This window comes from Enterococcus sp. (genome assembly GCF_032555305.1).
Taxonomy (GTDB): domain Bacteria; phylum Bacillota; class Bacilli; order Lactobacillales; family Enterococcaceae; genus Enterococcus_A.
Genome location: NZ_JAWGOQ010000001.1, coordinates 138264 through 162974 on the forward strand (window position 1 = coordinate 138264; position 24711 = coordinate 162974).

22 protein-coding genes are annotated in these 24711 nt (G+C 41.3%); 8 read left to right on the forward strand and 14 right to left on the reverse strand.

Translation table 11 applies throughout. The features are described 5' to 3' along the window. Positions 1–121: 121 nt before the first annotated feature. The gene (locus tag E6139_RS00675; RefSeq protein WP_316401110.1) at positions 122–1681 is read right to left on the reverse strand and encodes a PucR family transcriptional regulator; all 1560 of its coding nucleotides are present in this window, start codon (positions 1679–1681) and stop codon (positions 122–124) included. Positions 1682–1967: 286 nt separating this feature from the next. Further along, positions 1968–2552: an ATP-dependent Clp protease proteolytic subunit gene (locus tag E6139_RS00680; RefSeq protein ID WP_316401111.1), complete on the reverse strand. Its 585-nt coding sequence runs from the start codon at positions 2550–2552 to the stop codon at positions 1968–1970. 271 nt (positions 2553–2823) lie between these two features. Here E6139_RS00680 and E6139_RS00685 point away from each other — a divergent pair, with 271 nt between their 5' ends. Next, on the forward strand, positions 2824–4260 hold the full coding sequence (locus tag E6139_RS00685; protein WP_316401112.1) for an amino acid permease: 1437 nt from the start codon (positions 2824–2826) through the stop codon (positions 4258–4260). 152 nt (positions 4261–4412) lie between these two features. Further along, positions 4413–5114 carry a DUF554 domain-containing protein gene (locus E6139_RS00690; protein WP_316401113.1) on the forward strand — a complete coding sequence of 234 codons (702 nt, stop codon included), beginning with the start codon at positions 4413–4415 and terminating at the stop codon, positions 5112–5114. A 28-nt stretch (positions 5115–5142) separates the two neighbouring features. Here E6139_RS00690 and E6139_RS00695 read toward each other — a convergent pair whose 3' ends face one another. Beyond that, positions 5143–5568, reverse strand: coding sequence for a GNAT family N-acetyltransferase (locus E6139_RS00695; RefSeq protein ID WP_316401114.1), 426 nt, complete (start codon positions 5566–5568; stop codon positions 5143–5145). Between the two features lie 214 nt (positions 5569–5782). On the opposite strand from E6139_RS00695, the gene E6139_RS00700 reads away from it, so the two are divergent. The 4 genes from E6139_RS00700 to E6139_RS00715 all read left to right on the forward strand — a co-directional run bounded on the left by E6139_RS00700 (position 5783) and on the right by E6139_RS00715 (position 12350). Beyond that, positions 5783–7222, forward strand: coding sequence for an amino acid permease (locus tag E6139_RS00700; protein ID WP_316401115.1), 1440 nt, complete (start codon positions 5783–5785; stop codon positions 7220–7222). 148 nt (positions 7223–7370) lie between these two features. Further along, complete coding sequence (locus E6139_RS00705) at positions 7371–8111, forward strand: class I SAM-dependent methyltransferase (protein ID WP_316401116.1); 741 nt, start codon at positions 7371–7373, stop codon at positions 8109–8111. A gap of 19 nt (positions 8112–8130) precedes the next feature. Beyond that, positions 8131–9204, forward strand: a complete 1074-nt coding sequence (pepA, locus tag E6139_RS00710) for a glutamyl aminopeptidase (protein WP_316401117.1) — start codon at positions 8131–8133, stop codon at positions 9202–9204. Positions 9205–9680: 476 nt separating this feature from the next. After that, positions 9681–12350: a cation-translocating P-type ATPase gene (locus tag E6139_RS00715; RefSeq protein WP_316401118.1), complete on the forward strand. Its 2670-nt coding sequence runs from the start codon at positions 9681–9683 to the stop codon at positions 12348–12350. A 223-nt stretch (positions 12351–12573) separates the two neighbouring features. On the opposite strand, the gene E6139_RS00720 is transcribed toward E6139_RS00715, so the two are convergent. From E6139_RS00720 to E6139_RS00755, 8 genes are all read right to left on the reverse strand, one after another. Further along, positions 12574–12882, reverse strand: a complete 309-nt coding sequence (locus tag E6139_RS00720) for a cupin domain-containing protein (protein ID WP_316401119.1) — start codon at positions 12880–12882, stop codon at positions 12574–12576. A gap of 412 nt (positions 12883–13294) precedes the next feature. Further along, the gene (locus E6139_RS00725; RefSeq protein ID WP_316401120.1) at positions 13295–14026 is read right to left on the reverse strand and encodes an amino acid ABC transporter ATP-binding protein; all 732 of its coding nucleotides are present in this window, start codon (positions 14024–14026) and stop codon (positions 13295–13297) included. Positions 14027–14037: 11 nt separating this feature from the next. Beyond that, positions 14038–14691: an amino acid ABC transporter permease gene (locus E6139_RS00730; protein ID WP_316401121.1), complete on the reverse strand. Its 654-nt coding sequence runs from the start codon at positions 14689–14691 to the stop codon at positions 14038–14040. A gap of 18 nt (positions 14692–14709) precedes the next feature. After that, positions 14710–15486 (reverse strand): amino acid ABC transporter substrate-binding protein, encoded by a 777-nt coding sequence (locus E6139_RS00735; protein WP_316401122.1) that lies wholly within the window; start codon positions 15484–15486, stop codon positions 14710–14712. A gap of 1 nt (position 15487) precedes the next feature. After that, the gene (locus E6139_RS00740; RefSeq protein WP_316401123.1) at positions 15488–16630 is read right to left on the reverse strand and encodes a cystathionine gamma-synthase; all 1143 of its coding nucleotides are present in this window, start codon (positions 16628–16630) and stop codon (positions 15488–15490) included. Between the two features lie 452 nt (positions 16631–17082). Next, on the reverse strand, positions 17083–17883 hold the full coding sequence (gene dapB / locus E6139_RS00745; RefSeq protein ID WP_316401124.1) for a 4-hydroxy-tetrahydrodipicolinate reductase: 801 nt from the start codon (positions 17881–17883) through the stop codon (positions 17083–17085). A gap of 139 nt (positions 17884–18022) precedes the next feature. Continuing rightward, on the reverse strand, positions 18023–19015 hold the full coding sequence (locus E6139_RS00750; RefSeq protein WP_316401125.1) for a glycosyltransferase family 1 protein: 993 nt from the start codon (positions 19013–19015) through the stop codon (positions 18023–18025). A gap of 420 nt (positions 19016–19435) precedes the next feature. After that, positions 19436–20080 (reverse strand): hypothetical protein, encoded by a 645-nt coding sequence (locus E6139_RS00755; protein ID WP_316401126.1) that lies wholly within the window; start codon positions 20078–20080, stop codon positions 19436–19438. Between the two features lie 362 nt (positions 20081–20442). Here E6139_RS00755 and E6139_RS00760 point away from each other — a divergent pair, with 362 nt between their 5' ends. After that, positions 20443–20664: a hypothetical protein gene (locus E6139_RS00760; RefSeq protein ID WP_316401127.1), complete on the forward strand. Its 222-nt coding sequence runs from the start codon at positions 20443–20445 to the stop codon at positions 20662–20664. A gap of 43 nt (positions 20665–20707) precedes the next feature. Here E6139_RS00760 and E6139_RS00765 read toward each other — a convergent pair whose 3' ends face one another. The 3 genes from E6139_RS00765 to E6139_RS00775 are packed head-to-tail and all read right to left on the reverse strand — an operon-like array spanning position 20708 to position 23862. Then, positions 20708–21343 carry a helix-turn-helix domain-containing protein gene (locus E6139_RS00765; RefSeq protein WP_316401128.1) on the reverse strand — a complete coding sequence of 212 codons (636 nt, stop codon included), beginning with the start codon at positions 21341–21343 and terminating at the stop codon, positions 20708–20710. 4 nt (positions 21344–21347) lie between these two features. Next, positions 21348–22955, reverse strand: a complete 1608-nt coding sequence (locus E6139_RS00770; protein WP_316401129.1) for a hypothetical protein — start codon at positions 22953–22955, stop codon at positions 21348–21350. Next, the gene (locus tag E6139_RS00775; RefSeq protein ID WP_316401130.1) at positions 22948–23862 is read right to left on the reverse strand and encodes an ABC transporter ATP-binding protein; all 915 of its coding nucleotides are present in this window, start codon (positions 23860–23862) and stop codon (positions 22948–22950) included. Before E6139_RS00775 ends, E6139_RS00770 begins: the two co-directional genes overlap by 8 nt. A 204-nt stretch (positions 23863–24066) precedes the next feature. Between E6139_RS00775 and E6139_RS00780 the strand changes: the two genes are divergently transcribed. Further along, on the forward strand, positions 24067–24711 hold the full coding sequence (locus E6139_RS00780) for a DUF998 domain-containing protein (protein WP_316401131.1): 645 nt from the start codon (positions 24067–24069) through the stop codon (positions 24709–24711).

Genomic DNA, 24711 nt, shown 5'->3' on the forward strand with positions numbered 1-24711 from the left:
GCTAAACAGCACAATCATCAATTTTCTTATCTAATGAACATCTCTCAATCTTTTTACACTGCGAAAAGCGGAACTGACAAAAAAAAGCGGCCCACATTCTCGGGTCGCTGTTACTATGTTTTTACAAGCTGATCAAACGATAGGTCAAGCAGGCAACGTAGCATTCGTAGCTCTCAGAGAAACGCATGACATTGTAGCCTAAGGCCTCACTGATTTTTTTGATCCGATACTTCACCGTGTTTTTATGGATAAACAGCTGCTCGCTGCATACTTGAAAATCAGCGCCAGCATCCAACAGAAAGCTGCACAACGTCATCAGTTGCTCCTTGCTATCCATAATTGGTGCTAATACACTCAAGGTTTCTTCCACTTCGGCTTCCCCAGCTTGGATCAGCTTAGTGGCATAGGCGACCTGGCGAATCTCGCTGATGGAAAAGCTCTTCTTTCCATGGAATAACTTCGGCAGCTGCAACGCGACTTTATTGACTAATTGATAGGTCATTCGCACATCCGTAGTATTACGCAGTCGTGGACACAAGACGATACTGTCGATCGAGTCCTGATAAGGACTGGCCTGAAGGTAGGCTTCTCCCAGCTCCAATTCGGAATCATTATGGCAGTAATTTCCTAGTAATACGATCAGCTGATCATCAATTAATTGGGCCACACACGTTTTGTAAAACTTGGAGGCATACGCCAGAATATCTTCCTTCAGCTTCTTTTCTTCTCTAAGATCATTTAATTGCAGCAGCCACATCAGACCGATCCCTTTGACATCGATCTTCAAATGATTGGCTAAGCGATACATTTTTTCGCTTTCATCATTCAAGATGGCCTGCACCAAGGCGTACTCGCTGACTTCACCATGCTTCTTGCCCCACAAATTCATCGTGACTTGAAGCAGCTCGACCGATTGTCCACACTCGGCTTCGGTCAATAGCTCATGCTCCTTCAATAAATAAAAACGCAGGACGCCATTTTCCTTGTGGTAAAGCTCCTTGTAAAAAATCCCAAAATCATTTTTTTCTACTTGCTTGCCATCCTCTACTACGACTCGACGCAGCAATCTTTCCAGATCAACGGAAGAATTTCGCGGCCATTTGATCTGATTGATCACTTCATTATCTGGATTGGTCAAAATGATGTTGGTGCGCAAAAGATCGGAAAGCAGCCGTAAAGTCACTTCCACAGTCCGCAGATGCTCCGGCAGCAGCGAGGCCTTTTCTAGAACTTCATTAACGATGTTTTCTGTTGGACGAGCCTTCAAAATTTCTGCCGTGACCTCAACGATCACCTCGCTGTAGCGAATCTGACTTTGATTTTTCGGCATTTGAATGATCACAAAATCTAACTCCTCAGCCGTCTGGATCACTTTGGATGATAGCTTGGGGACCACGATCCCTACGTAATAGAGAATGATCCCCATCTCGCCCATTTTATGTAACCGACGAATCGTTTCGCATTGCTTCGTTACGTCGTCTTTGATGTTGAAAAAAGAAGTCAGTGCCAGCTCACCGGAGTGATATTCATTGGTTTCAAGCAAAGCCGCATAATCATCCATATCTGAAATATCCAAGAAAGACAAGGATGTCACCGTTTGATTTAAGCAATTTTGTCCACTCATTAGTTGAGCTTCACGCAAAGAAGGCAATCCTAATAACTCTTTTAATTTAGCACCCAAATTTGTTCCTCCTTAAAATTTTCACATCAAAATTTATTTTTCTTCTAACATTAGCAGATTCACATTTTCTTGTCTATCGGTTTTTCTCAAAAGTAGGAAAATGACTCACGAAAAATGATCATTCACTCTAGTTTGCTGTTTTTATTTCTTTTAAACCTAAAAACGGTAATTATTTCGCTGGCTGTTCTGCTAAACAAAAAAACACCTAAAACAGAAATTCATTCTGCTTTAGGTGCTCACTATTGTTTCTGCCAATCTGATTGATAGCAGTCACGATCACTTTTTACTATTTGATTGCTGTGTCAGATTCAACAATTTTACCGACGATGCCGTAATCTTTGGCTTCTTCTGCTGATAACCAGAAATTACGATCCGTATCTTTTTCGATTTGTTCCAGTGTTTGACCAGTTGCTTTAGCGATCAATTTGTTCACCCGTTTACGCATGCGCAAAATTTCTTTGGCTTCGATCTGGATCTCCGTCGATTGACCTTGAACGCCGCCAGCTGGTTGATGGATCATGTAGCGAGTATTCGGCAGGCTATAACGATTTCTTTTATCCGCTGCTAAATAAATCGTAATCCCAGCACTTGCTACCCAACCGGTTCCGATTACTTTTACCTTTGGTTTAATGAAGCGGATCATATCATGGATGGTGTCGCCAGACTCTACGTGACCTCCTTGACTGTTGATAAACATCGTAATCGGTTCGTCACTAACTGCGGATAAATAAAGCAATTGTTCCGTCACTGTCTTTGCCAGATCTTGATTGATCTCACCATAAATCAAAATTGTCCGTTGCTTCAACAATTTTAACATCATCGGATTTTTTTCTTCTGATTTCTCTTCTTCTTCGGCTAAAAATTCATTCATATGAACGCCCTCCTTTTCTACTATACCAGTATAGCCAAAAAAATCGGGATTGAACAGAAAGAGCTTCCAAATGGCGGATTCTGTCCCAAAAATGAATCTATGCTAAACTATCAATGAAAAACAGTTTTTTGTTGGCATTATTTATATTTTTATGGGATGATAGATCGTATTTTGTGAACAGAAAGGGGATCTTCGTGGGGTATCGAAATAAGCCTCCATCATTAGCTCTGACGAAATCATTTGCCTAAACTATTTTGAAGGAGCATTTTATATGATCGAGGAAAAGAAAAGTTTTATCTCATGGCCTGTGCTTGCCATGATGTCGTTTGTCACCGTCATCGGATTTGATGATATTATTTATAACTTTGCCAACCAGGGCTTAGGGGTCATTACTTCTTGGATAATTTTACTGCTATTATATGTGATTCCTTACTCGCTGATGGTTGGACAGTTGGGATCGGTTTTTAACCATGAAGGTGGTGGACTGACCTCATGGGTTCGAGGAACTAGCGGTGATCGCTTGGGTTATTTCACAGCATGGACTTATTGGGCGGCGTCGATCCCTTACGTCGTCGATACCGCAAATGCTGTCGTCGTCGGCTTCGGCTGGCTAGTAAACGGCAACGATTCAATGGAAGACAAAATGTCTAATTCGATGTTCGCGCTATTGACCTTTTGTGTCTTTTTAGCCTTCATTTTCCTGCAGCGCCATTTTAAAAAATCGTTGGAAGTATTGAGTACTCTGGGCGGCGGGGCCATGTTCATCATGGCGATTTTGTTCGTCTTCATGACCTTCGCTTCCCTATTTATGCCAAATGGGCACATTGAAACACAGCCGATGAATCTGGGGGCGGTCATTCCGAAATTTGATCTCCATTATCTAACCACGATCGGGCTGTTGATCTATGCCATTAATGGTGCGGAACTAGTTGCTCCATTCGTGACCCGGATGCGCAAGCCGCAAAGGGAATTTCCAAAAGCGATGATCATGCTGACGGTGATGACCATCTTCTTAACGGTCTTTGGTTCATTTTCTTTAGGTGTCTTCTTTAACGCTCATCATTTGCCAAATAATCTAAAAATGAATGGCTCGTATTATGCCTTTCAGCGTTTAGGAGAATTCTTCCATTTAGGCAACTCCTTGATGTACGTTTTTGCAGTCACGCAAATTATCTATATGTGTGCCCTGCTAGCTGTCCTGCTAGACGCCATGACCCGCATGCTGATCTCCGATACCGGTAAACAGTTCATGCCGAAGAAACTAACCAAGCTGAACGCGGATGGGTTACCCATCAATGGGTATATTTTAACGACTGCTTTGAGTGCCTTCATTCTATTGTTAGGCGTCTTCTTACCTGAGATGAATGACATCTTCAACTGGCTGTTAAATCTAAACGGCATTATTTCTCCCGGTGTCACATGTTGGATTTTCTACGCCTTTATTCGGATTCGTCTAGATAGTCAAAAATTTCAATCAGATTATGTCTTTATCAAAAATGATCGGATGGCCGTCTTTGTTGGCGGCTGGTGTCTAGCGGTTACCGTCATTGCTACTTTGTTCGGTATCCTGCCGCAGGATGCCCCTTATGGCTCTAGTTTGTTCTGGCACGAACTGATCATTAATATTGTCGGCATCGTCGTGTTAATTGGTTTGGGATTTATTATGCCAACCTTAGCCAAACGAGAACGTGAAAAGACCGCGCAATAATCATTTGCCCAATAGACTGTAAACACTTCTTTTGATAGAAGTTGTTTGCAGTTTTTTTATTCCTATTCAAAAAAAATTCCACTCGTGGTAAGATGAGTGCTAAACAAGGTTTAATTATTTTCTAATGAATTTCATAGAAACGGGTGAAGGTTATGTTGTTGTTGGGGTCATTTGTCAACTTTCTGGCAATTGTTGCGGGGAGTTTATCTGGGATTGTTTTACGAAATATTACTGAGCAAACGAAAGAAACGGTGACCAAGGGAATCGCCTTGGGAACGATTGCTTTGGCGATCCAAATGTCGATGCAGACCACTTCTTTTACGGTTATCATTATCAGTATTTGTTTAGGCGGAATGATCGGTGAATTTTTAAAAATTGAGGATTCCATGACTCATTTAGGCTTGCTGTTAGAAAAACGGTTTGCCCGTGGTAACGGCAATTTCGCGGAGGGTTTCGTGACGGCCACTTTAATTTATGTGATTGGCTCAATGGGTATCATTGGGGCGATTGAAAGTGGCGTAGCTGGCAACCACCAGACCTTATTTACTAAAGCAGTCATGGATGGTTTCATGTCGATTATGTTGACAGCATCGTTAGGCATCGGCGTGCTATTTTCCGCTTTTCCCGTCTTGATCTATCAAGGAATCATCACTATTTTTGCCAGCTTTATTGTCCGCTATTTACCACCAGAATTATTAGACAGCATCATGACTGAGATCAGTGCGATCGGTGGTCTGATGATCTTAGCGATCGGCTTGAACATCATGAAGCTGACCAAAATCCGTGTCTCGAATTATTTACCGGGAATTATCGTTTTGATCATCATCATGGTCGTACAATACTATTACTTTTAAAATAAAGCAGGCGAGTGGAAAACTACACTCACCTGCTTATTCTTTTGACCAAATAATATTTCGTTGTACCGACCATCGGAACATCTGCCAATTCACCAAAAACTTCAAATCCGTTCTTTAAATAGAAGCCTAGTGCTTGGTATGCTTTCGTCGTCAAGGTGATCGTTATAACCTTCTCTTGAATCGCTTGCTCTTCCATCTCCTGCATCAATTTGGAGCCGATGCCCAATTTCTGATACGTGTCATCAACTCCCAACAAAGAGATATGTAACGTATCATATTGACGCTTGCCCACAATAGCACCCGCTAATTGTCCTTCGATCCATGCACCGAAAGCCCACGTTTCTTCTGTTGATTCTGGCATATTGTTCGCAAATTGTGCTTCGTACTGCTGCTCAAAAATGTTATCTAAAAAGGGCATTAGCGCCTCTCTATCACTTCGTTTAATTTCCATCTCTACACCTCTTTCCAAAGGTCATTTTATCATTCTTAGGACTCATGCAAAAAGACAAAAATGAAACGAATATGATAATTAAAAAAAAGTGAATTAGAAATCTGTTAAGTAGATAAATTTTTATTACCAATTCTCTATACTTAAATAAGGTATGAAAGCGTTTGTATTTTTAGTCATGTGAAGTTTTGAACTTAGAGAGAAGGGAAGAAAACAAATGACTGATAAAAAGATCCGCTGGTTCACTGTATCAATGATTGCTTTTAGTATGGTCTGGGGTTTTGGCAATGTCGTCAACAATTACGCACAACAAGGAATTTCCGTCGTTGTTTCATGGATATTGATTATGTTGCTGTATTTTATTCCCTATGCGTTGATCGTCGGTCAATTAGGTTCCACCTTTAAAACGAGCTCCGGCGGGGTCAGCTCCTGGGTCAAAGAAACAACTGGAAAAAGGAAGATCGCTTATTATGCGGCATGGACGTATTGGGTCGTCCACATCACCTATCTAGCTCAGAAGCCGCAATCTGTATTGATTGCTCTCGGTTGGGTGTTCAAGGGAAATGGTGAAGTAGCAACAGACATGAGTGTCCAAATCGTCGCTATCATTTCTTTAATTATTTTCTTGATTTTTTTATTCCTCTCTACCAAAGGACTGACCACCTTGAAAGTCATTGGAAGTGTGGCTGGATCAGGAATGTTGGTCATGTCAATCTTATTCATCATTTTAGCTGTAGCCGTTCCATTTATTGATCCATCATTCAAAGTTGCGACACCAGATATGGGTAGTCTTAAAACCTACATTCCTAATTTCAATCTAGGCTATTTCGCGACGATTTCGATGCTGGTCTTTGCGGTGGGTGGGGCGGAGAAAATATCGCCTTATGTCAACTCGATCGATCGTCCTACGAAAAACTTTCCAAAAGCTATGATCTTTATGGCAACTATGATCGGGATTAGCGCCGTTCTTGGCTCTGTTGCCATGGGAATGCTGTTTGACAGCAACAATATTCCCGATGATTTGATGGCGAATGGCGCTTATAGTGCCTTCCAAATTCTCGGCAATCATCTAGGTGTAGGTAATATTTTAATGATTATCTATGGATTAGCACAAACAGCTGTGCAGTCCTCCGCGCTAGCCTTCTCCATCGATGCGCCGTTAAAAATCTTACTTTCCGATGCCGATCCAGAATACGTGCCTCAATGGCTGCGGAAGAAAAATAAAAATGGCACGTTGATTAATGGCTATTTATTGACGGGGATTCTCGTTAGTATCATTATCATTCTGCCAATTTTCGGAATCAAGAGTATGAGTATCTTGGTCCAATGGTTGACTAATCTGAATTCCATCGTGATGCCGATGCGTTATATCTGGGTGTTCTTCGCCTATATGATGCTGAATGTTCAATATAAAAAATTCAAATCGGAATACAAGTTCATTAAAAATCCGAAGCTGGGTTTCCTCGTTGGATTCTGGTGTTTTGCCTTCACTATCCTAGCTTGTATCCTAGGTATGCTGCCGAAAGTGGATTATGCAGCCGATCCTAGTTCTTGGATGTTTCAGCTGTTCACAAATATCGTTACACCGATCGTCTTGATCCTGTTGGGCATGATTTTGCCAATGATCGCCAAGCGCGAACAGCAAAAATTAGAATAGAAAGCAAACATTTTTACCTATCCCACTTGCTTCGAATACGAGGCCGTGAGGATAGGTTTTTTTTTACTTTGGTTACATCCATCAAATTTCAAATTTCTATTTTTGACGTGTATACTGGAGACGATCAACGTTTAGAAAGAAGGTTCTTATGTCTGACTATTTGAATGAACTCGAAACATTTTGGGATGAATTCGCCGAAGAGTATGAAGCCATCCAACAAGAATCAACATTTCCGATCGCGAAAGATCTGCGGGACTTTTTACTAGAGGAAAACATCCTTCCTTGCCAGTCCTTTTTGGATCTCGCTGGCGGGACAGGTCGTTACTTAACAGCCTTCCAAAAATACGTTAAAAAGTATGACCTCGTGGATATCTCAAAGGAAATGCTGAAGCTGGCTGGAACGAAAGCTGGGGAAAATGTTCAACTAATCAAGCAAGATCAAAAAACGTTTTTACATCTGAACAAACATAGTTATGACATTGCTTTTACCGCGATGAATCCTGTTTTACAGACAAAAACAGATTTCCTTGATTTCTGCCAAGTCAGTAAAAATTGGTGTCTAATTCTGCGAGTCGTAAAAGATGAAGATCAACTCTTCTCTTCCTACGAGGACAAGAATCCTGATTTATTATTAAATGATCGCTATAAAATATTTCTTAACGAGTTGGGTATTTCATATCACACAAAAATTTTCTCCTACACAAAGCAAGAGGATATCAGTCGTGAATTTTTCCAGGAATATTTTGCCGATGATTTTTCCCCAGCAAAACTAGCTGAAATCATTGAGTCGACTTTCGGCGATGCACAAGAAAAAAGCAATCAAAAATTTCTTGACTTTGAATTAATTTATTTTCAGGTACCAAAGGCTTATAATGAGAACGGATTTTAACATTTGAGGAGGACCATTGATGGAAGAAAAAGCATTTCAACGAATCAAAGAATTAACTGAGCTGCAAGGAACCAGCGGCTTTGAGGAAGATATTCGCAGTTACATGCGATCAGCTATTACACCATTAGTTGATGATGTGCAGCAAGATGGTTTGGGCGGTATTTTTGGTCTGCGTCAAGCTGAGGAAAACAAACCACGTGTCATGGTAGCTGCTCACATGGACGAAGTTGGCTTCATGCTGACAGAGATCACTTCACGCGGATTATTTAAGGTCGTACCTCTAGGCGGCTGGAATCCTTATGTCGTTTCTGCTCAACGATTTACTCTAAAAACCAGCAAAGGAAACTATCCGTGTATCTCCTCTTCCGTGCCGCCGCATTTATTGCGTGGAACCAGTGGACAGGGTCAAATCAAAGTTGAGGATATCCTGTTTGATGCCGGCTTTGAATCAAAAGAGGAAGCATTGGCGTACGGCGTTTTGCCAGGTGATACGATCGTTCCCCAAACCGAAACAGTTAAAACTGCAAATGGAAAAAATATTATCAGTAAAGCTTGGGATAACCGTTACGGTTGTACCGTGGTGCTAGAAGCCTTAGAGGCATTACAAAAAGAAACATTGGATTACACCTTGATCGCTGGTGCCAACGTTCAAGAAGAAGTTGGCTTGCGTGGGGCAAAACCAGCCGTTACAAAATTCCAACCTGATCTATTTTTCGCGGTAGACTGCTCTGCAGCGGATGATTTAGTGACAACCAACGGAACTTTCGGTCATTTAGGTGAAGGAACGCTCTTGCGTATCCAAGATCCCGGCATGATCCTGCTTCCTCGTTTGCGGGAATATTTACTGGATACTGCCGAAACTCACAACATCCCTTATCAATACTTTGTTTCTAAAGGCGGAACTGATGCAGGTGCCGCGCATACTGCGAACGAAGGAATTCCAAGTACTGTGATTGGTGTTTGTGGACGCTATATTCACACCCACCAAACGATGTTCAGCATCGCTGATTTTGATGCCGCTCGGGAAATGCTGATCCAAGTTTTAAAAGGTTTGGACGAAAGTACAATCAAAACGATCATTGCCGGAAAATAGTCGCTTAAGAAAAATTAAATAACTTCAGAAAAATCGAGACTATCAAGGCTTTTCTAACTTATTTGATGACTTTATTTAGTAGAACTAGCATTTTTCTTGCAATCAAAAATCATTTCCGTTAAGATTTAAACATATTAATAACTCCTTAGGGGAGTAACCGGCAACGTTGTTGTTGTGATATCAACAGTAAGTTAACCAGTAATGGTTTTCTGGTATCGTATGAAATGGTGAGACCTAAGACAAGTTTAAACACTTGCCTTGGGTCTCTTTCTGTTTTGTCAGTTCTACTTCCTGCTTTAGCAGGTTAGTAGAATGATATGCGTACGAAAATAAGCTCATTTTTTCGTTTTTTGAAAAAATGATTTCGTAAGTATTGAGCTAGCCTCTATTAACGGGTTAGTAAATCATACGCGTATAACGATATCAACTGCAAAAGCACCAAATCAAGTGAAATAAAAATTATTGGGGGATATAAATTGACAAAACACGCGTACCAACATGAAACAAATGGATTAATGAAAGACTTGAACACTGCGCCAGAAGGATTAAGTCCAGCAGAAGCCCAAAAACGACTGCAGGAAAATGGTCCAAACCAACTAAAAGAAGCGAAGAAGAAATCCTCGCTGACCTTATTTTTTGAAACCTTCAAAGACGCAATGGTGATCGTGCTGTTGATCGTTGCTGTCGTTCAGATGATTATGGGCGCTCATGTCGAATCAATCGTCATATTTGCAGTACTTCTATTGAACTCGGTCGTTAGTGTCATTCAGACGAAAAAAGCTGAGGGTTCCCTGGATGCGTTGAAAAAGCTTTCTGCACCAGATGCCAGCGTTCTTCGTGGAGGACAAGAGCAAAGTATTCCTGCTAAAGATATTGTGACTGGCGACATCGTTATTCTGGAAGCTGGAGATTACGTGCCCGCCGATGGTCGATTATTAGAGGCAGGTTCGCTGAAGGTCGATGAAGGCATGTTGACCGGTGAATCGACCCCTGCTGAAAAAGAGATCACAACATTGAACAATGATGTACCGATTGGTGATCGTGTCAATATGGTCTTCAGCGGAACGATCGTTACGTATGGTCGTGGAAAATTCTTAGTAACTGCTACTGGTAGTGAAACTGAGATTGGTCAGGTCGCTGGTTTACTAGAATCAACGACTGAACAAAAAACACCACTGCAACGCGGATTGGATCGTTTCAGTAAGAAATTAAGTATTGCGATCTTAGTTCTATCTTTAGTGATCTTAGGTGTTCAATTACTGCGTGTCTTCTTAGACGGTTCAGCCGATATGACACAAGACATCGTTAATGCCTTTATGTTCGCTGTTGCGGTTGCGGTAGCTGCGATTCCCGAAGCGCTGCAATCAATCGTCACGATTGTCCTTTCATTAGGAACAAAGAAAATGGCGAAACAACATGCGATTATTCGCAAGCTGCCCGCTGTAGAGACATTAGGCTCAACAAGTATTATTTGTACTGACAAAACAGGTACGCTGACTCAAAACAAAATGACTGTCGTAGATCACTTCTTAGCTGATGGACAAAGCGGAGAATTTTCAAGTGATCCAAAGCAATGGGAAGCCGATGAGCAACGGTTGATCGAGATCAGCGTTCTTGCCAATGACGCAACGATCAGTGAAGATGGAACAAAACTAGGTGATCCAACTGAAATCGCATTGATCGACTATAGCGAAGAACAAAATCAATCGTACCGTGAATTGCGGGAGAAGTATCCCCGTGAAGCAGAACTGCCTTTTGATTCTGATCGGAAATTAATGTCGACGCTTCATACGATCGATCAACAAAAAACAATGGTGACGAAAGGCGGTCCTGATATCGTCTTTGAACGCAGCTCGAAAGTCTTGCTTGATGGGCAAGTCGTTGATTTTACTCCAGAGCTGAAATCGCGTTTCCAAAAACAAAACGAAGCCTTTTCTGAACGGGCACTGCGTGTTTTAGCCTTTGCTTATAAAGAAGTGACAACTGATGAACTAACGTTGGCTGATGAAGAAAATCTTGTTTTGGTCGGTTTACTAGCAATGATCGATCCGCCGCGGGAAGAAGTTTTCCAAGCGGTCGCTGATGCCAACTCAGCAGGTATTCAGACAGTGATGATCACTGGTGACCACAAGACAACTGCTGTCGCTATCGCTAAAGAGATCGGGATTTTCCAGCAAGGAGACATGGCCTTGACGGGCGCTGAATTAGATCAGTTGAGTGACGCCGAACTAGCGGATCAATTGGAGCAAATTACTGTTTATGCGCGTGTTTCACCGGAAAACAAAATCCGGATTGTCCGAGCTTGGCAGGATAAGGGAAAAATTTCTGCTATGACTGGTGACGGCGTCAATGATGCCCCTGCTTTGAAACAGGCGGATATCGGGATTGCGATGGGAACCGGAACGGATGTTGCGAAGGATGCTGCCGCGATGGTCTTGACTGACGATAACTTTGCCTCGATCATTAAAGCAGTTGAAGTTGGACGAAATGTTTTTGATAATATCAAAAAAGCTGTGGCTTATCTATTTGCTGGAAACTTAGGCGCGATCATTGCGATCGTCTTCGCCTTAGCAATTGGCTGGGCGAACCCCTTCACGGCTCTACAGCTACTATTTATCAACCTAGTCAATGACTCACTGCCAGCAATTGCCTTAGGGATGGAAAAAGCGGAGCCGACGATTATGAGACGTCAGCCACGTGATCCAGATAGCGGGATCTTCACTGGGAAGACATTGATTTCTGTAACCTATCGTGGAATTTTGATCGCTATTGCCGTAATCACCGCCCAATGGATCGGAAACCTGCAATCAGCTGAAATGGGTGTTGCGATGGCCTTCTCAACCTTGATCTTGAGCCGGACATTACAAACCTTTGCGGCTCGTTCAAATACACAGACTTCCGTTCAGGTTGGTTTGTTCTCCAATAAAATGGTACTGCTTGCGATACTTGTTTGTGCCGGACTATTCAGTCTGACATTGTTACCAGGATTGCGTGAAGTCTTTGCTATTCCTGCAGCCTTCGCTTTGAAGGAAATTGGTTTAGCACTCGCTTTAGCTACTTCAGCCGTTCTATTGATGGAAATCACGAAAATGATCTTAGTGAAAGTGCAAGAACCAAAAGCAAAGGCCCAATTAAACAAATACTAATCCAGATCAACAACACAAAATAGGCCCCAAGACTAATCTCGGGACCACTACTAAAGAATAGTTTTTTGAGATTCAAATAAACTGTACTCTGTAAAGTGGAGATTAACGACCAATTTTTGGTAGTTAGTCTCCTTTTTTGTCTACATCAAAAATATATGACGCCTCAAAATCCACATACTCATTGAAAATGAATGAAATTAGAAAAAAGCATTCATAACGATACTTAGAATGAGTCTACTGGATTTCCCCATTCAGTTGCCAAGGGATTAGGATCGGCACCCACAGCAATGTGGACAAACTCACTATCATCAGTCGCACCATGCCAATGCCAGACATCAGCAGGAATAGTAAAACTATCACCAGCCTGTAACAATTGCCTTGGTTGTCCTTGAATCTGCAACCAACCACGACCAGATAAAATCAGTAATACCTGATCGAAATGGTGTGCATGCCAATCCGTTCGTGAACCGGGCATAAAAGTAACATTCGCCACGCCATGGTTATACTGTTGATTACTCGCCAATATTTCCATATAATTTTCGCCTTTAAAATGAGCAATCTCTGGATTTAATTTCCCTTTTGGAAAGATTTGCATTTATCTAGACCTCCAATTTATTAAATTTAAAATATCAATTATTGAACAATGCTTCCAAATCAGTTTAATGAAGTAGTGGTCCTTTCCTCCTCCTAAATTGCGATATCTCTTAGTGATCATCGCTACAACTCTCTCTGACTTCTTTCCATTGATTAAATATCTCTCAATAACGATATCTATCAATGAAAATTGCAGGAGCAGTATTCAGTTTCATCTACCCGTCTTGTTAGAAAGAAGAGTAGATGAAAAGCGTTAAAAGATTTGATACACCAATCCTTTAAACGCTTGAATTATTATATTTCCCTTGCTTGCATAAAGCCGACATCAAAATTCGATGTCGGCTTTTTGTTTATAGAAATTGCTGCAAGTAACGTTGGATACGAGGACTCTCACTTGCAAAAAAGGCTTGGCTGCTGCCATCAAACGTCACTTGTCCATCTTCCAGAAAAACGATGCGATCGGCAACTTTACGAGCAAATTCCAAATGATGGGTAACAACAATCTGGCCATTGCCTGACTCGGCTAAATCTTTGATAACTTGTAGAACTTCTTGTGCCAGCTCTGGATCGAGTGCACTAGTTGGTTCGTCATACAACATAAATTCCGGCTCCATTGCCAATGCACGAGCAATCGCTACCCGTTGCATTTGTCCACCTGATAATTGTTTCGGATGCTCTGAGGCTTTGTCTAACAAGCCGACTTTTGTCAGCAGCTGCTCCGCTTGTTTCCGAGCTTTATCTTTCGAAACTTTTTTCACCTGCGTAGGACCTTCCATGACGTTCTGAATCACAGTCAAGTGGGGAAAAAGGTTATACGCTTGAAAAACAATACTAAAATGGCCCCGATATTCTTTTAATTGCCGAAAGGACAAATTCTGCGGAAAGGAAAGATCATCCTGACCGATTTTGATCCGACCACTGTCAGGCGTTTCCAATAAATCAATTGAACGCAGCAAGGTACTTTTCCCTGAGCCCGATGGTCCTAAGATGACGGTCGTTTCTCCTGGTTGAAAGGTTAAATCAATTTCCTTTAACACTTTGGTATCGTCAAAGCTTTTATTTAATTCTTCAATTGTTAACATCACGCTTCCTCCTAATAGACCATCCGTTTTTCAAGTACGGACTGCAGATAATTCAAGAAGGTACAAAAGACCAGATAATACACCGCCACCATGCTATATAACAACAATGGCTCGTAAGTTCGAGCAGCGATGCGTTGGGCGGTCAAAAAAATCTCAACAATTGTGATGCTGGCTGCCAATGACGTATCCTTTACCAAACTAACAAAGTTATTAGACAACGGCGGCAAAGCAATCTTAAAAGCCTGCGGTGCAATAATCCGATACAAAATCTGCCAACGGCTCATTCCCAACGACGCAGCCGATTCATATTGACCTTGAGGAATCGCAAGTAAAGCGGAACGAATGTTTTCAGAAGCATACGCGCCAGTATTTAATGAGAATGTTAAAATCGCCGCTGTCCAAGCATCCATTTGGATTCCCACAGATGGGAGCCCAAAAAAGACGATAAATAACTGAACTAATAACGGAGTTCCGCGGAAGATCCACACATAGAGAAAGAAAATTCCATTCAGGATACGGTTCTTTGAAATCCGTGCTAAAGCTGTAATCAATGCCAAAACCATTCCTAATGCAAAAGAGATTAGGGTCAACGGAATCGTCATTTTTAACAGTGCCCAAAACAACGGAAGCGCCGAGCTTTGAATAATTTCAATCGTTCGTTCCATCTTACTTACTCCTCCCCTCTATTTAGAAATATCCTTATTGAAATACTTTTCTGACAGCTTCGTCAATGTGCCATCGGCTTCTAATTCTTTAATGGCTTTATCAACTTTTTCAGCTAATTTTTCATCGCCTTTATGGAACATTGCGGCTACTTCGGTTGCTTCATCCGAGGTTTTCACAATTTTAATTGGTGCATCTGGCTTTTGTTTTAGATAGTCATAATAAGTTACATCATCGTTCAATGTCGCATCTGCACGTTTGTCACTGACTAATTCTACTGCCTTGCTGAAGCCATCAACACTGGAGATTTCTGCTCCAAGGTCTTCTGCCATTTGTGCATAGTTACTGGTCAATGATTGTGCAGACTTCTTCCCTTTCAAATCAGCGAAATCTTTGATCTCATTGTTGTCTTTATTGACAATCAACGCTGGATGAGAGATGGAATACGGTGTGCTAAACAAGTATTTTTCTTTTCTTTCAGGAGTGATCGATACTTGATTGAAAATCACATCAGATTTCTTCGCATCAAAGGCGGCTAACATCGAATCCCATGGAGCTTCAACGAATTTCACTTTATAATCAATTTTCTTAGCAACTGCTTTGGCAACATCTACATCGTAGCCAGTGAGCTTGTCATTATCATCTCGATAAGAAAACGGAGAGTATGTTCCCTCTGTTCCAACCCGCAAAACATTTTTTGAACTTGCTTCATTATTGTCAGCTTTAGACTGGCAGCCTGCCAAAAACAAGACACCTACGACTAATAAACTGGCAACTGCAATCATTGATTTTTTCATTTTATTCTTTCCCTTCTAATGCTTGGCTTAAATCACGCTTCAAATCTTCGATATCTTCTATTCCAACCGATAAACGGATTAAGCCATCCTTTATTCCGGAGGCTTCGCGTTTTTCTTTAGGAATTGATGCATGGGTCATAACAGCTGGAACTTCGATTAAGCTTTCTACCCCACCTAAACTTTCCGCTAAAGTGATAACTTCAAGTGCTTCAACAAATTCCGCCACTTTACTTTCATCCACCAATTCAAAGGCGACCATTCCACCAAATCCGCGCATTTGTTTTGTGGCGATTTCATGACCGGCGTGATTACCTAACCCAGGATAGTATACGTTTGCTACGGCTGGATGAGCAACTAAATAGTTTGCGAGCGTTTCCGCATTCTTCTGATGAGCCTCCATTCTTACTGCTAAGGTTTTGATCCCTCTTTGCAGCAACCAGCTATCTTGAGGTCCTAAGACACCACCGATCGAATTTTGATAAAACCCGATTTTTTCGGCTAGTCCTTCTTTGTTTGTCGTTGCCAAACCAGCGACTAAATCACTATGTCCACCTAAATACTTTGTTCCGCTGTGTAAGACAATATCCGCACCTAGTGCTAATGGCTGTTGTAGATATGGTGTAGCGAAAGTGTTATCCACAATAGTTAATAGGTTGTGTGATTTCGCCCAAGCAGCACTTTTCTCTATGTCGACTATTTTTAACAAAGGATTACTAGGTGTTTCTAGATAAAGAGCTTTCGTCTGATCTGTCCGCGCCTCTTCAAGTTGGGCTAGATCACGGCTATCCACCATCGTATAACTTAACCCTAGCGGTTTGAATACTTTTTCTAATAAGCGGAAGGTTCCACCATAAACATCGTCACCTAAAATCAAATGATCTCCTGGTTGGAATAAGGATAATGTCGCATGAATTGCTGCCAAGCCAGAACCAAAGGCAAAACCTTGCACACCGCCTTCAAGTTCGGCAATCAATTCCTCCAATGCCATGCGAGTTGGATTACCAGAACGAGAATATTCGAAGTCACCTGGCTGCCCTAATTTTGTTTGACGATAAGTCGATGTTTGATAGATCGGTACACTAACCGCTCCTGTCAATGGATCTTCACTAATTCCTCCGTGGATCAATTTGGTTGATAAATGCATATTATTTCCTCCTAGTTAGTATGTTTTCAGCGTTCATCGGTTAAGCAACAACACATGGTAGTTCCTCCTGTCTTTAAGTTTTTATGCAGCTAGCTCAATTGAGTTGAAATGCAAAAAGAGGTGCAGCTATTAAAGCTGCACCTCTTGGATTCGTCTTAAATTAGAAGTTCCCTTCATTTTTAAACGAGTTCAGAACAGTTAATAGACATGACAAATTAGTATGCTGCTTTTTTGCACCATACAACAACATGCTGATTCAACTGTTTGAAGATTCATAAATTTCGCAGTGTTGTTTGTCATGAGTCCTGACCTCCTCAAATGATTGAACTCAATTTATCATTTAAAAAATGAGAAGTCAATTAATAAACTCTCCGAAAAGAGAAAAAAATCATTCCTAAAAGGCTTGTTTCTTAAAATAAGTGTAATTTCAAAAAGATAAAAAAGCACATTTTTTACAGCTTCAGCACATCCGAAACAGAATAATAGCCCGGAGCTTGTCTGGCTAGAAAGACTGCACAGTCACACGCCCCTTTAGCAAATCCCCGCCAATCCGTTGAATGGTGGCTGATCTCTAGTCGTTCACCAAAGCCGCCAAAGAAAACCGTATGACTACTGGGTGTGTCTCCCATTCGGATGGAGTGATAGCCGATCGTTCTCGGTTTACGTTCTCCTGCTCCTTCTCGACCATAAACTGCAAAATCTGAAAGCTCCGCACCTAATTCCCGTGCAATCAACTCACCCATTTCTCTTGCTGTACCACTCGGCGCATCCTTCTTCCAACGATCATGCATTTCTACAATCTCAATATCTGTTTCCTCACCGATCGCAGATGTTGCTAGTTGCAGCAGCTTGTTCATAACATTGACCAGCTTAGAAGTATTTGCGGCATAAAGCATCGGGATTGTTTCCCCAGCTTCTCGAAATAAATTCATTTCATCTGGACTAAAGCCAGTTGTTCCACAGACTAAGGCCTTCTTATGCTCTTTGGCTAAACGTAAAACCTCAAGTCCCATTTCTTTTGTGGAAAAATCAATGATAACATCGCATGCTTCAATTACTTCCGCTAAATTATCTACAACAGGTACACCAAGCTCACGACCAAGTAAGGTCACCTGCCCTAAGTCTTGTCCAATATAGTCACGATCTTTTGGTGCTACTCCGGCCACTAGCGCTAGCTCCTTGCTATCAGCGGCGATCTGCGTGATCAAGCGCCCCATTTTTCCCCGCGGTCCAACAATAATTGTATTGATCAATTACTTCCCCTCCTAGGTCATTAATAAAACGGTTCCAAAAACAGTTTATCATGTAAGAGGAGGCAACTTGCGAAATCTTTTCGATATTTTACTAAAATTCGTTTTGCTAAAGAAAGGTGCTGCCGGAATAGAACCATTATTAACGCTTTTTCCGTTTCTTCCTTGATTCGCCCTTCTTTTTACGGCCCTGTGGTGTCTTTTTATACAACTCTTGTTCATGATCTTTTTTCTCTTGTTTTTTACTCTTCGGCTTCTTAAGATTAATTTTCATTTTCTCATATGCGGAAAGGGCCATAGCGGGCTTCTCTGTAGGCGATGTCGTTTTTTCTTTAGTCAAAGTTCCGGTATTGCTGGTGCCAGGCAGTTGATTAGTTGTTGTATTAGAATTTTCGTCAATACTGGTATTAACAGCAGTCGGTTGTACTTTCATATCTGTCATATCTATCATATCTGTTTTTTCATTGTCATCATTTAAAAAATCTTCATCATCAAGAAAAGCCAAGGCATCATCTGCTGCTAAATCGGCTGTATCTTGATCGGATTCATCCTGAATTTTTTCCTTTTTCACAAGTGATTTGCGTGTACAATTAACGATATCGGATTTTTCCAGCTTTACAAACCGACGTACGTCATTTTTTCGAAAGATCGTCAACGTCGTGAGCAGCTTCAACATGGCATCGGCCTTCTCTATAGCGATATTCGGATCAGCATCGCCTAAGTTCCAGGTATGCAGTTTGCCACTGGCATCTTCAAAAACGGAGATAATCTTATATTGCTGCCCATCCAGTTCCTCGATGGCGGTCGTTTGAGCGTATAAATAGTCTTTATAGGGACGAAGCTCATCTTCCAACTTACGAAATTCCTTTGGATGCTTGAACATTCTGGCTTTGACCTGCTCCCACTCAGCTGGTGCAAAATACAGCTCAAAAAATGGACAAAATTTCCGCAGCATTCTCGTTGGCTCCGCATGTAGAAATATTTCCCTAATCTGTTCTGGAAAAAGCAGTTGAAAATCCCCGATCACTAATGAATTTCTCACCATGATTGCTACTGCATATTCCACTAACAATGCCGCATTCTTCGTTTCTTGGTAAAATTTTATGATAGCTTTTTCAAGATTTGTTCTCTTCATTCCAAAAATTTTCCTTTGAGTAATCTGTGTTTTTGCTTTAGTCGTCATAATTGTACTTCCTTTCTCCAAGAAATGATTTCTAATTATCCGCCTTAAGAAGGCGATTCTATTCTCTTAATGTCCTTTACAAAAATAAGATACTCAAACGAAACAGAATTACTCCTAAACATTGCAAAAAAATCCAAATAATTCATTAAATCAGTAGAAAAAATATATTGGAAAACGAATTTAAATAACGTAAATTAAATATTTATATAGCGTTTTTCACCTTAATAAAAAAAACATCCAGCAGATTTAGCTGAATGCCTAAGAACCAGTACCATTAATTTGAAACAATCTTTTTCTGTCAAAATTTCCATCGCATTACTACTGTAAAGTGTAACTCCTTTTTATGTCGATCGTTCGTATTGTCATAAATGATCAGAAGAACATTCGTAAGAACGACCACAAGTAACGCAATAAACGAAACAGAATAAACAATAGAAAAATATTTCCTAAAATGAAGCTGACAGCATTTCCGGCGCTCGCCTTCAAGTTACTCAAAGTAAAGCGGCGTAAAAAGCGTGGTACAGAGCTGTAGCCATTGCGTTTTAGACGGAATTTTTCTTCATATGTAAGATCAAGCATGTCGTAATAAACAATTTGCAGCGGTTCTCGCGAGAAAAACGCTTTGGCAAAGCCGACCATCATCGTATACTGCTTATTGTTGGAAGGCAGGTTCCGCACGTTTTTCTTATTGATCCGAACTTTTTCATCATCCATCACATTATAACTATATTCTTCTTCTTGAATTTTTTGAATCTTCACTTCTGGTTGGTTCTCTTCCAGAAAGGCTTGATAAACCTCCGGGAACTTTTGCTTTTCCAAAAAGAGATAGACTATCAAAGCTGCCAACAGTACCATCAATAAAACATTCAAAAATAAATTATCACGGAAAATCCCGCTATAAGCCATAATAATAGCTAATGCAACTGCACTAATCGTAATCCGTTTCCAATAATAATTCTGATACATGATTTTGATCGTGCGTTCGTAATATTCAAAATCCGATGCAGCAAAATCCATCAATCTCATCCCCTTTGTAACTCTCTTACTTTTAGTATAGCGGAGCGGCAGGCCGCTGTCAGTCGATTTAAATTATTCGCAGAAAAAGCAAAGTGAGTTTAAAACTATCTTAAAAAAGCTATGCCTAAGCTTGAGAAAGAGTTCCATTTGAAACCTTTACTCGTTTTTATTCTCACTCTATAAGCATTACAATCTCATCACTCTATAGTTTAATAGAATCCGTTTTCTTTTTGCTATTCCCACTAATTAACTTTTATAAAGCGGTTTTAAAGCTTTGGCGATTTTCCTGTTTTTATTCATATTGCGTAGTATAATGGGTGGTAGAAAATTGATTCTTTTTAATCAAGTGAAGGGGTACACGAATGAAGATCGCCATCATTTTCTCAACCATCATACTTGCACTAGCAAATTTTTATCTTTTTCTGGTTTATTTTAAAGAGAAGAAAATCGATGATAAGATGGAACGTCTAGCTGTGATGTTTGGCACCAATATGAGTGTCCTGTTTGTCGACAGCTTGATTCTTTTCTTCGGTGCTTTAGCAGAAGAAGGACTGTTCGTGATGATGATTTTTAGTGATTTCTAAAAAAAACAAAAATCTGCGACTCCATACGAAGTCGCAGATTTTTTTATTGTTCGACAAAGCCGTATTCAAGAATTTTTAGTTTACGTTTCAAACGATCAATCACCGGCATCAGGTCTTCAATCGTTTTCCACTCGGGATGCTGCGCCAATTCCTGCTGGATTTTCGCGGTCTCGCTATTCAAAATGGCGTAGATTGTTTCAAGCACATCCGCCTCTTGGACATCTTCGCGCAATGGCAGCTTGCCGATCACCTCATCGGTCAAGGTCATGTTGCGAGTAACATCGTTATTGAGCCGTTCCATCATTGCCTCTCGTAAAGGTTCGGGCAATAACGGCATTTCAGCATACGCCTTCATCAAGAAATCAAATTCGATCGGATACTTTAACTGCAGCTCGATCTTATATTTAGTGGCATCCACCACCATCTCCAATAGATCAGAAGCTTTCGTCCAAACCGAATAATCGATCCGTTGATAGAAGAACTCTGAAGCATACACGTAAGTCGCTTGGTATAATCCACCCTTATTGCCATAATAATGAAACAATAATCCCTTGGACACCCCGGCTTCTTCGGCGATTTGGTCCGTCTTCGTCTCCCGATAGCCATGCTGTCCAAATAGCTTGGCACTGGTGGCTAAAATGTTTTTTTCTTTCTGCGGATCTTTTACTACTTCCTTCATCCAATCACTCCAAGTCCCGCTTATTGTAGCCTACTATCCCAAGAATCGTCAAAATTAGAAAGGCTGCCAGCAGGATGACGATCACAGTATTATCAACACTGTCCACTGGGATTTTTCCTACCCAGCCTAAAGGCGAAATATTGGCGATATCATCAGATAGATTTAATAATGGACCAAACATTTTCACCAAAATACTGCCGGCTAAATAGACCCATAGAACATTCGTCAATTTAGGCAGTGCGCCTGTGAGGAATGTCGCGATCCCAACAAAGAACAAGGTAGCTGGCAGAAACCCACTCAATGTTTGCCAAAAATATTTCATTGCGATTGGATCATCCAAGGTACTGTTTCCGGTAAAGAAGGCGCCAGCTAAAGTTGCCGTAAATACCACGATGCTCACGATCGTTCCAACACCGAAATAGCTGCAGGCTAAGCGCGTCTTGGAAATGCTTTTTGAGTGTAAGATTTCTAAGTAACCCTTCTTTTCATCCGACTTCAAACGAAAAATAATCAGTATACCGCTAATAGCCGCGATTACTACGAAAAACATGCCCAGCATATTCATGAAATTCAAGATCAATTCCCGATTAGCTGCATTGATCTGGGTCACGCCAAGAATCTTACGATACGTTGGATTGCTGCCGATGATATCGCCGATCGTACTGAAGATCGATCCATAGGCTGCTCCCAGCACAGCGCCGCCAAAAATCCAGCCAATGATACTGTTGCGTTCAACCGATAGAATTAAACCGAGCGGTGAAGATAACAACTTTCCCGCTTTGGCTTTTCCGTCGCGAGCCGCCAAGACGCCGCTGCCGATATCCCTTGTTTCTACGATCTTGATAGCCGCAAATAGACAAACAACTCCTAAGCCTAGCGTCAGTATGACCGGCAGCCAATTATCGTGGGTATAGATCGCCGTCTTTTGAATCCAGCCGACTGGTGATAACCAGGTCCAATCGGGATTCGTCACATCCGTCATCATGCGGATAATATAAAAGAAGCCATACAAGCCGTAACTCATAAAATTGGCACTGCGGGAATTATTCGCCAACTGCGCCATCAACAGACTGATAAACCCAAACATGATCCCGATACTGGCGATACTGACACCCATCAAGATATCCCCCTGCATCGTTGCGCCCCTCAGGTCAGCAGCAATTAAGCTTGCCACATACAAAATCCCCATCAATCCATTGATCAACAGAATCTCAAGGACGGTCGCATAAGTTGGCGCCAATCTTCCCACTGTCCGTGAGCGAACCATTTCCAGCAATCCTGAATCCTCTTCTGCTCTAGTATTAGAGATCGCCAATGAAATATTCATAAAGACCATGAACATCCCCATGAAGACCAGCATCTCAGAAGCAAAAACATTGGCGGTCGTATAAGGCTTCGTAGCAGAGAATTCTCCAAATAAAGAAACCATCGCCGGGGTCTTCAATGTCGCGACGATCGCATCGATATCTGTCTGAGTCCCGAACAAAACATTGAACTTTGTAGATGCTGACGCAAACAGTCCGACAAGAATCGCGATCCAAACTAGATGCTTGATGCGATTCTGTTTCAAGTTGGCCTTTAACAAGTAACTAGTTTTTGCTCCGCTACTCATGAGAATCAGCCCCTTGTTTTTCATAATAGCGCATGAACAAATCTTCTAAGGTTGGCGGTGTCGAGGTCAAATTAATGATTTGTTTGTCTGCTAAAAAGTCCATGATTTGTGTCATTTGCTCGCGATCCACCGAAAGTACTGCTTCCTGATGAGCGTCATCAGAAAAATGAACCTTATGGACACCAGCTATTTGATCAATCCCATCAAGCGCTGCTTTGGTTTCTACTGTAATTTCCATCCGAGTCAAATGCCGCATCGAAGCCAGATCACCGGTTTCGATGATTTCACCTTCACGGATAATGGCAATCCGATCACACATCTTTTCAACCTCCGATAAAATGTGACTAGAAAGCAAGATGCTCTTCCCCGCCTCCTTTAGTTTCAGAACTTCCTCTTGGAAGGATTTTTCATTCAGCGGGTCTAAGCCAGAGGTCGGCTCATCAAATATATATAGTTCTGCTTCTTGTGACAAAGCCGCCACCAATGCAATCTTCTGCCGATTGCCTTTTGAGTAAGTCCGCGCTTTCTTCTTAGGATCTAATTGAAACTTCTCGATCAGAGCCTCGGTTTTCTGTGTACGCTGCTGTCCATTCAACCGCAGCAATAAATCAATGATCTCACCGCCAGTCAAATTGGGCCAAAGAAAAACATCGCCGGGAACATAAGAAATATCTTTGTGGATCGCTGTATCTTCCTTCCAAACATCCTTGCCAAAGATCGTTGCTTCTCCGCCGGATTTTTTCAACATCCCTAATAGGATTCGGATTGTAGTGGATTTTCCTGAACCATTGGGCCCGATAAAGCCTACTACCTCTCCTTTATTCACATCAAAAGTCACATCCTTCAACGCTTGAAACTTGCCGAAACGCTTCTCTACTTTATTTAACGAAACGATTTTATTCTCCATAATTTTCGCTCTCCTTTGATTCGTAACACTTACTTACCGAGAGAATACTCCTTTTTGACTTGCGAGTCAATGACTAGCCAGTCAATATCGTATCAATTTTTTTTAGAGCTGAAAAGAAAAAGAGAAAAGCTGTTCCATCCCTTATTTCTCGAATTTTTAATGAAAATAAAGTATCATGAAGAAAACTTTTTTAAGGAGTCGCTGATGCTTATTTTGAAGAAGCTGTCCCCGCTATTTTTGATTTTAGCAGTCGTCGGGGATTTTTCATTGCCCTATTATTTAGGTCGATCCTATCCTGGTTTTGATCAAATGACCATGATCATCAGCCAGCTTGGGGAAACAACAAGCCCTGTACAAGCCTCTTTTAATAATGGTTCAGTCGTTACAGGAACACTATTTGTTTTATCGAGTTTCGGTGTCTATTCCTTTTTTCAAATAGAATCAAAACGGCTGTCCCAAATTTTGGCAGGAGCGATCGCCCTTTACGGCTTTGGCGATTGTATTTTGACCGGCTTAGTGCATATTAACGAATCAGCTAGCTTTTTTAGCCCCGCTTATTTTCTGCATGCGGCCTTTTCTGGAATATCGATGGTAGCGATGATGTTTGTGCCATTACTGTTGGCTTATCAAGCAAGCTTGAAGCAGCAAAAAGCAGCTTCCATCTTTTATTCTGTTTGTTTGATTGGATCGATCCTGTCACTGATTTTATTCGCGGCGTATTATTTACCAATAATCGGTGGCTTGCTATCATCTACTCGCGGATTTTGGCAACGTCTATCCCTATTCTTCCTCTATTTGCCGGCATTGAGTATTGCACTAAGACAGCTAAAAAGGATGCAGCTTCAATAG

Coding starts and splice junctions, on each gene's coding strand:
- E6139_RS00680 (WP_316401111.1), bottom strand. CDS start 2,552: ATGAATGAATTTTTAGCCGAAGAAGAAGAGAAATCAGAAGAAAAAAAT.
- E6139_RS00685 (WP_316401112.1), top strand. CDS start 2,824: ATGATCGAGGAAAAGAAAAGTTTTATCTCATGGCCTGTGCTTGCCATG.
- E6139_RS00690 (WP_316401113.1), top strand. CDS start 4,413: ATGTTGTTGTTGGGGTCATTTGTCAACTTTCTGGCAATTGTTGCGGGG.
- E6139_RS00695 (WP_316401114.1), bottom strand. CDS start 5,568: ATGGAAATTAAACGAAGTGATAGAGAGGCGCTAATGCCCTTTTTAGAT.
- E6139_RS00700 (WP_316401115.1), top strand. CDS start 5,783: ATGACTGATAAAAAGATCCGCTGGTTCACTGTATCAATGATTGCTTTT.
- E6139_RS00705 (WP_316401116.1), top strand. CDS start 7,371: ATGTCTGACTATTTGAATGAACTCGAAACATTTTGGGATGAATTCGCC.
- pepA (WP_316401117.1), top strand. CDS start 8,131: ATGGAAGAAAAAGCATTTCAACGAATCAAAGAATTAACTGAGCTGCAA.
- E6139_RS00720 (WP_316401119.1), bottom strand. CDS start 12,882: ATGGAAATATTGGCGAGTAATCAACAGTATAACCATGGCGTGGCGAAT.
- E6139_RS00725 (WP_316401120.1), bottom strand. CDS start 14,026: ATGTTAACAATTGAAGAATTAAATAAAAGCTTTGACGATACCAAAGTG.
- E6139_RS00730 (WP_316401121.1), bottom strand. CDS start 14,691: ATGGAACGAACGATTGAAATTATTCAAAGCTCGGCGCTTCCGTTGTTT.
- E6139_RS00735 (WP_316401122.1), bottom strand. CDS start 15,486: ATGAAAAAATCAATGATTGCAGTTGCCAGTTTATTAGTCGTAGGTGTC.
- E6139_RS00740 (WP_316401123.1), bottom strand. CDS start 16,630: ATGCATTTATCAACCAAATTGATCCACGGAGGAATTAGTGAAGATCCA.
- E6139_RS00750 (WP_316401125.1), bottom strand. CDS start 19,015: ATGAAGAGAACAAATCTTGAAAAAGCTATCATAAAATTTTACCAAGAA.
- E6139_RS00755 (WP_316401126.1), bottom strand. CDS start 20,080: ATGGATTTTGCTGCATCGGATTTTGAATATTACGAACGCACGATCAAA.
- E6139_RS00760 (WP_316401127.1), top strand. CDS start 20,443: ATGAAGATCGCCATCATTTTCTCAACCATCATACTTGCACTAGCAAAT.
- E6139_RS00765 (WP_316401128.1), bottom strand. CDS start 21,343: ATGAAGGAAGTAGTAAAAGATCCGCAGAAAGAAAAAAACATTTTAGCC.
- E6139_RS00770 (WP_316401129.1), bottom strand. CDS start 22,955: ATGAGTAGCGGAGCAAAAACTAGTTACTTGTTAAAGGCCAACTTGAAA.
- E6139_RS00775 (WP_316401130.1), bottom strand. CDS start 23,862: ATGGAGAATAAAATCGTTTCGTTAAATAAAGTAGAGAAGCGTTTCGGC.
- E6139_RS00780 (WP_316401131.1), top strand. CDS start 24,067: ATGCTTATTTTGAAGAAGCTGTCCCCGCTATTTTTGATTTTAGCAGTC.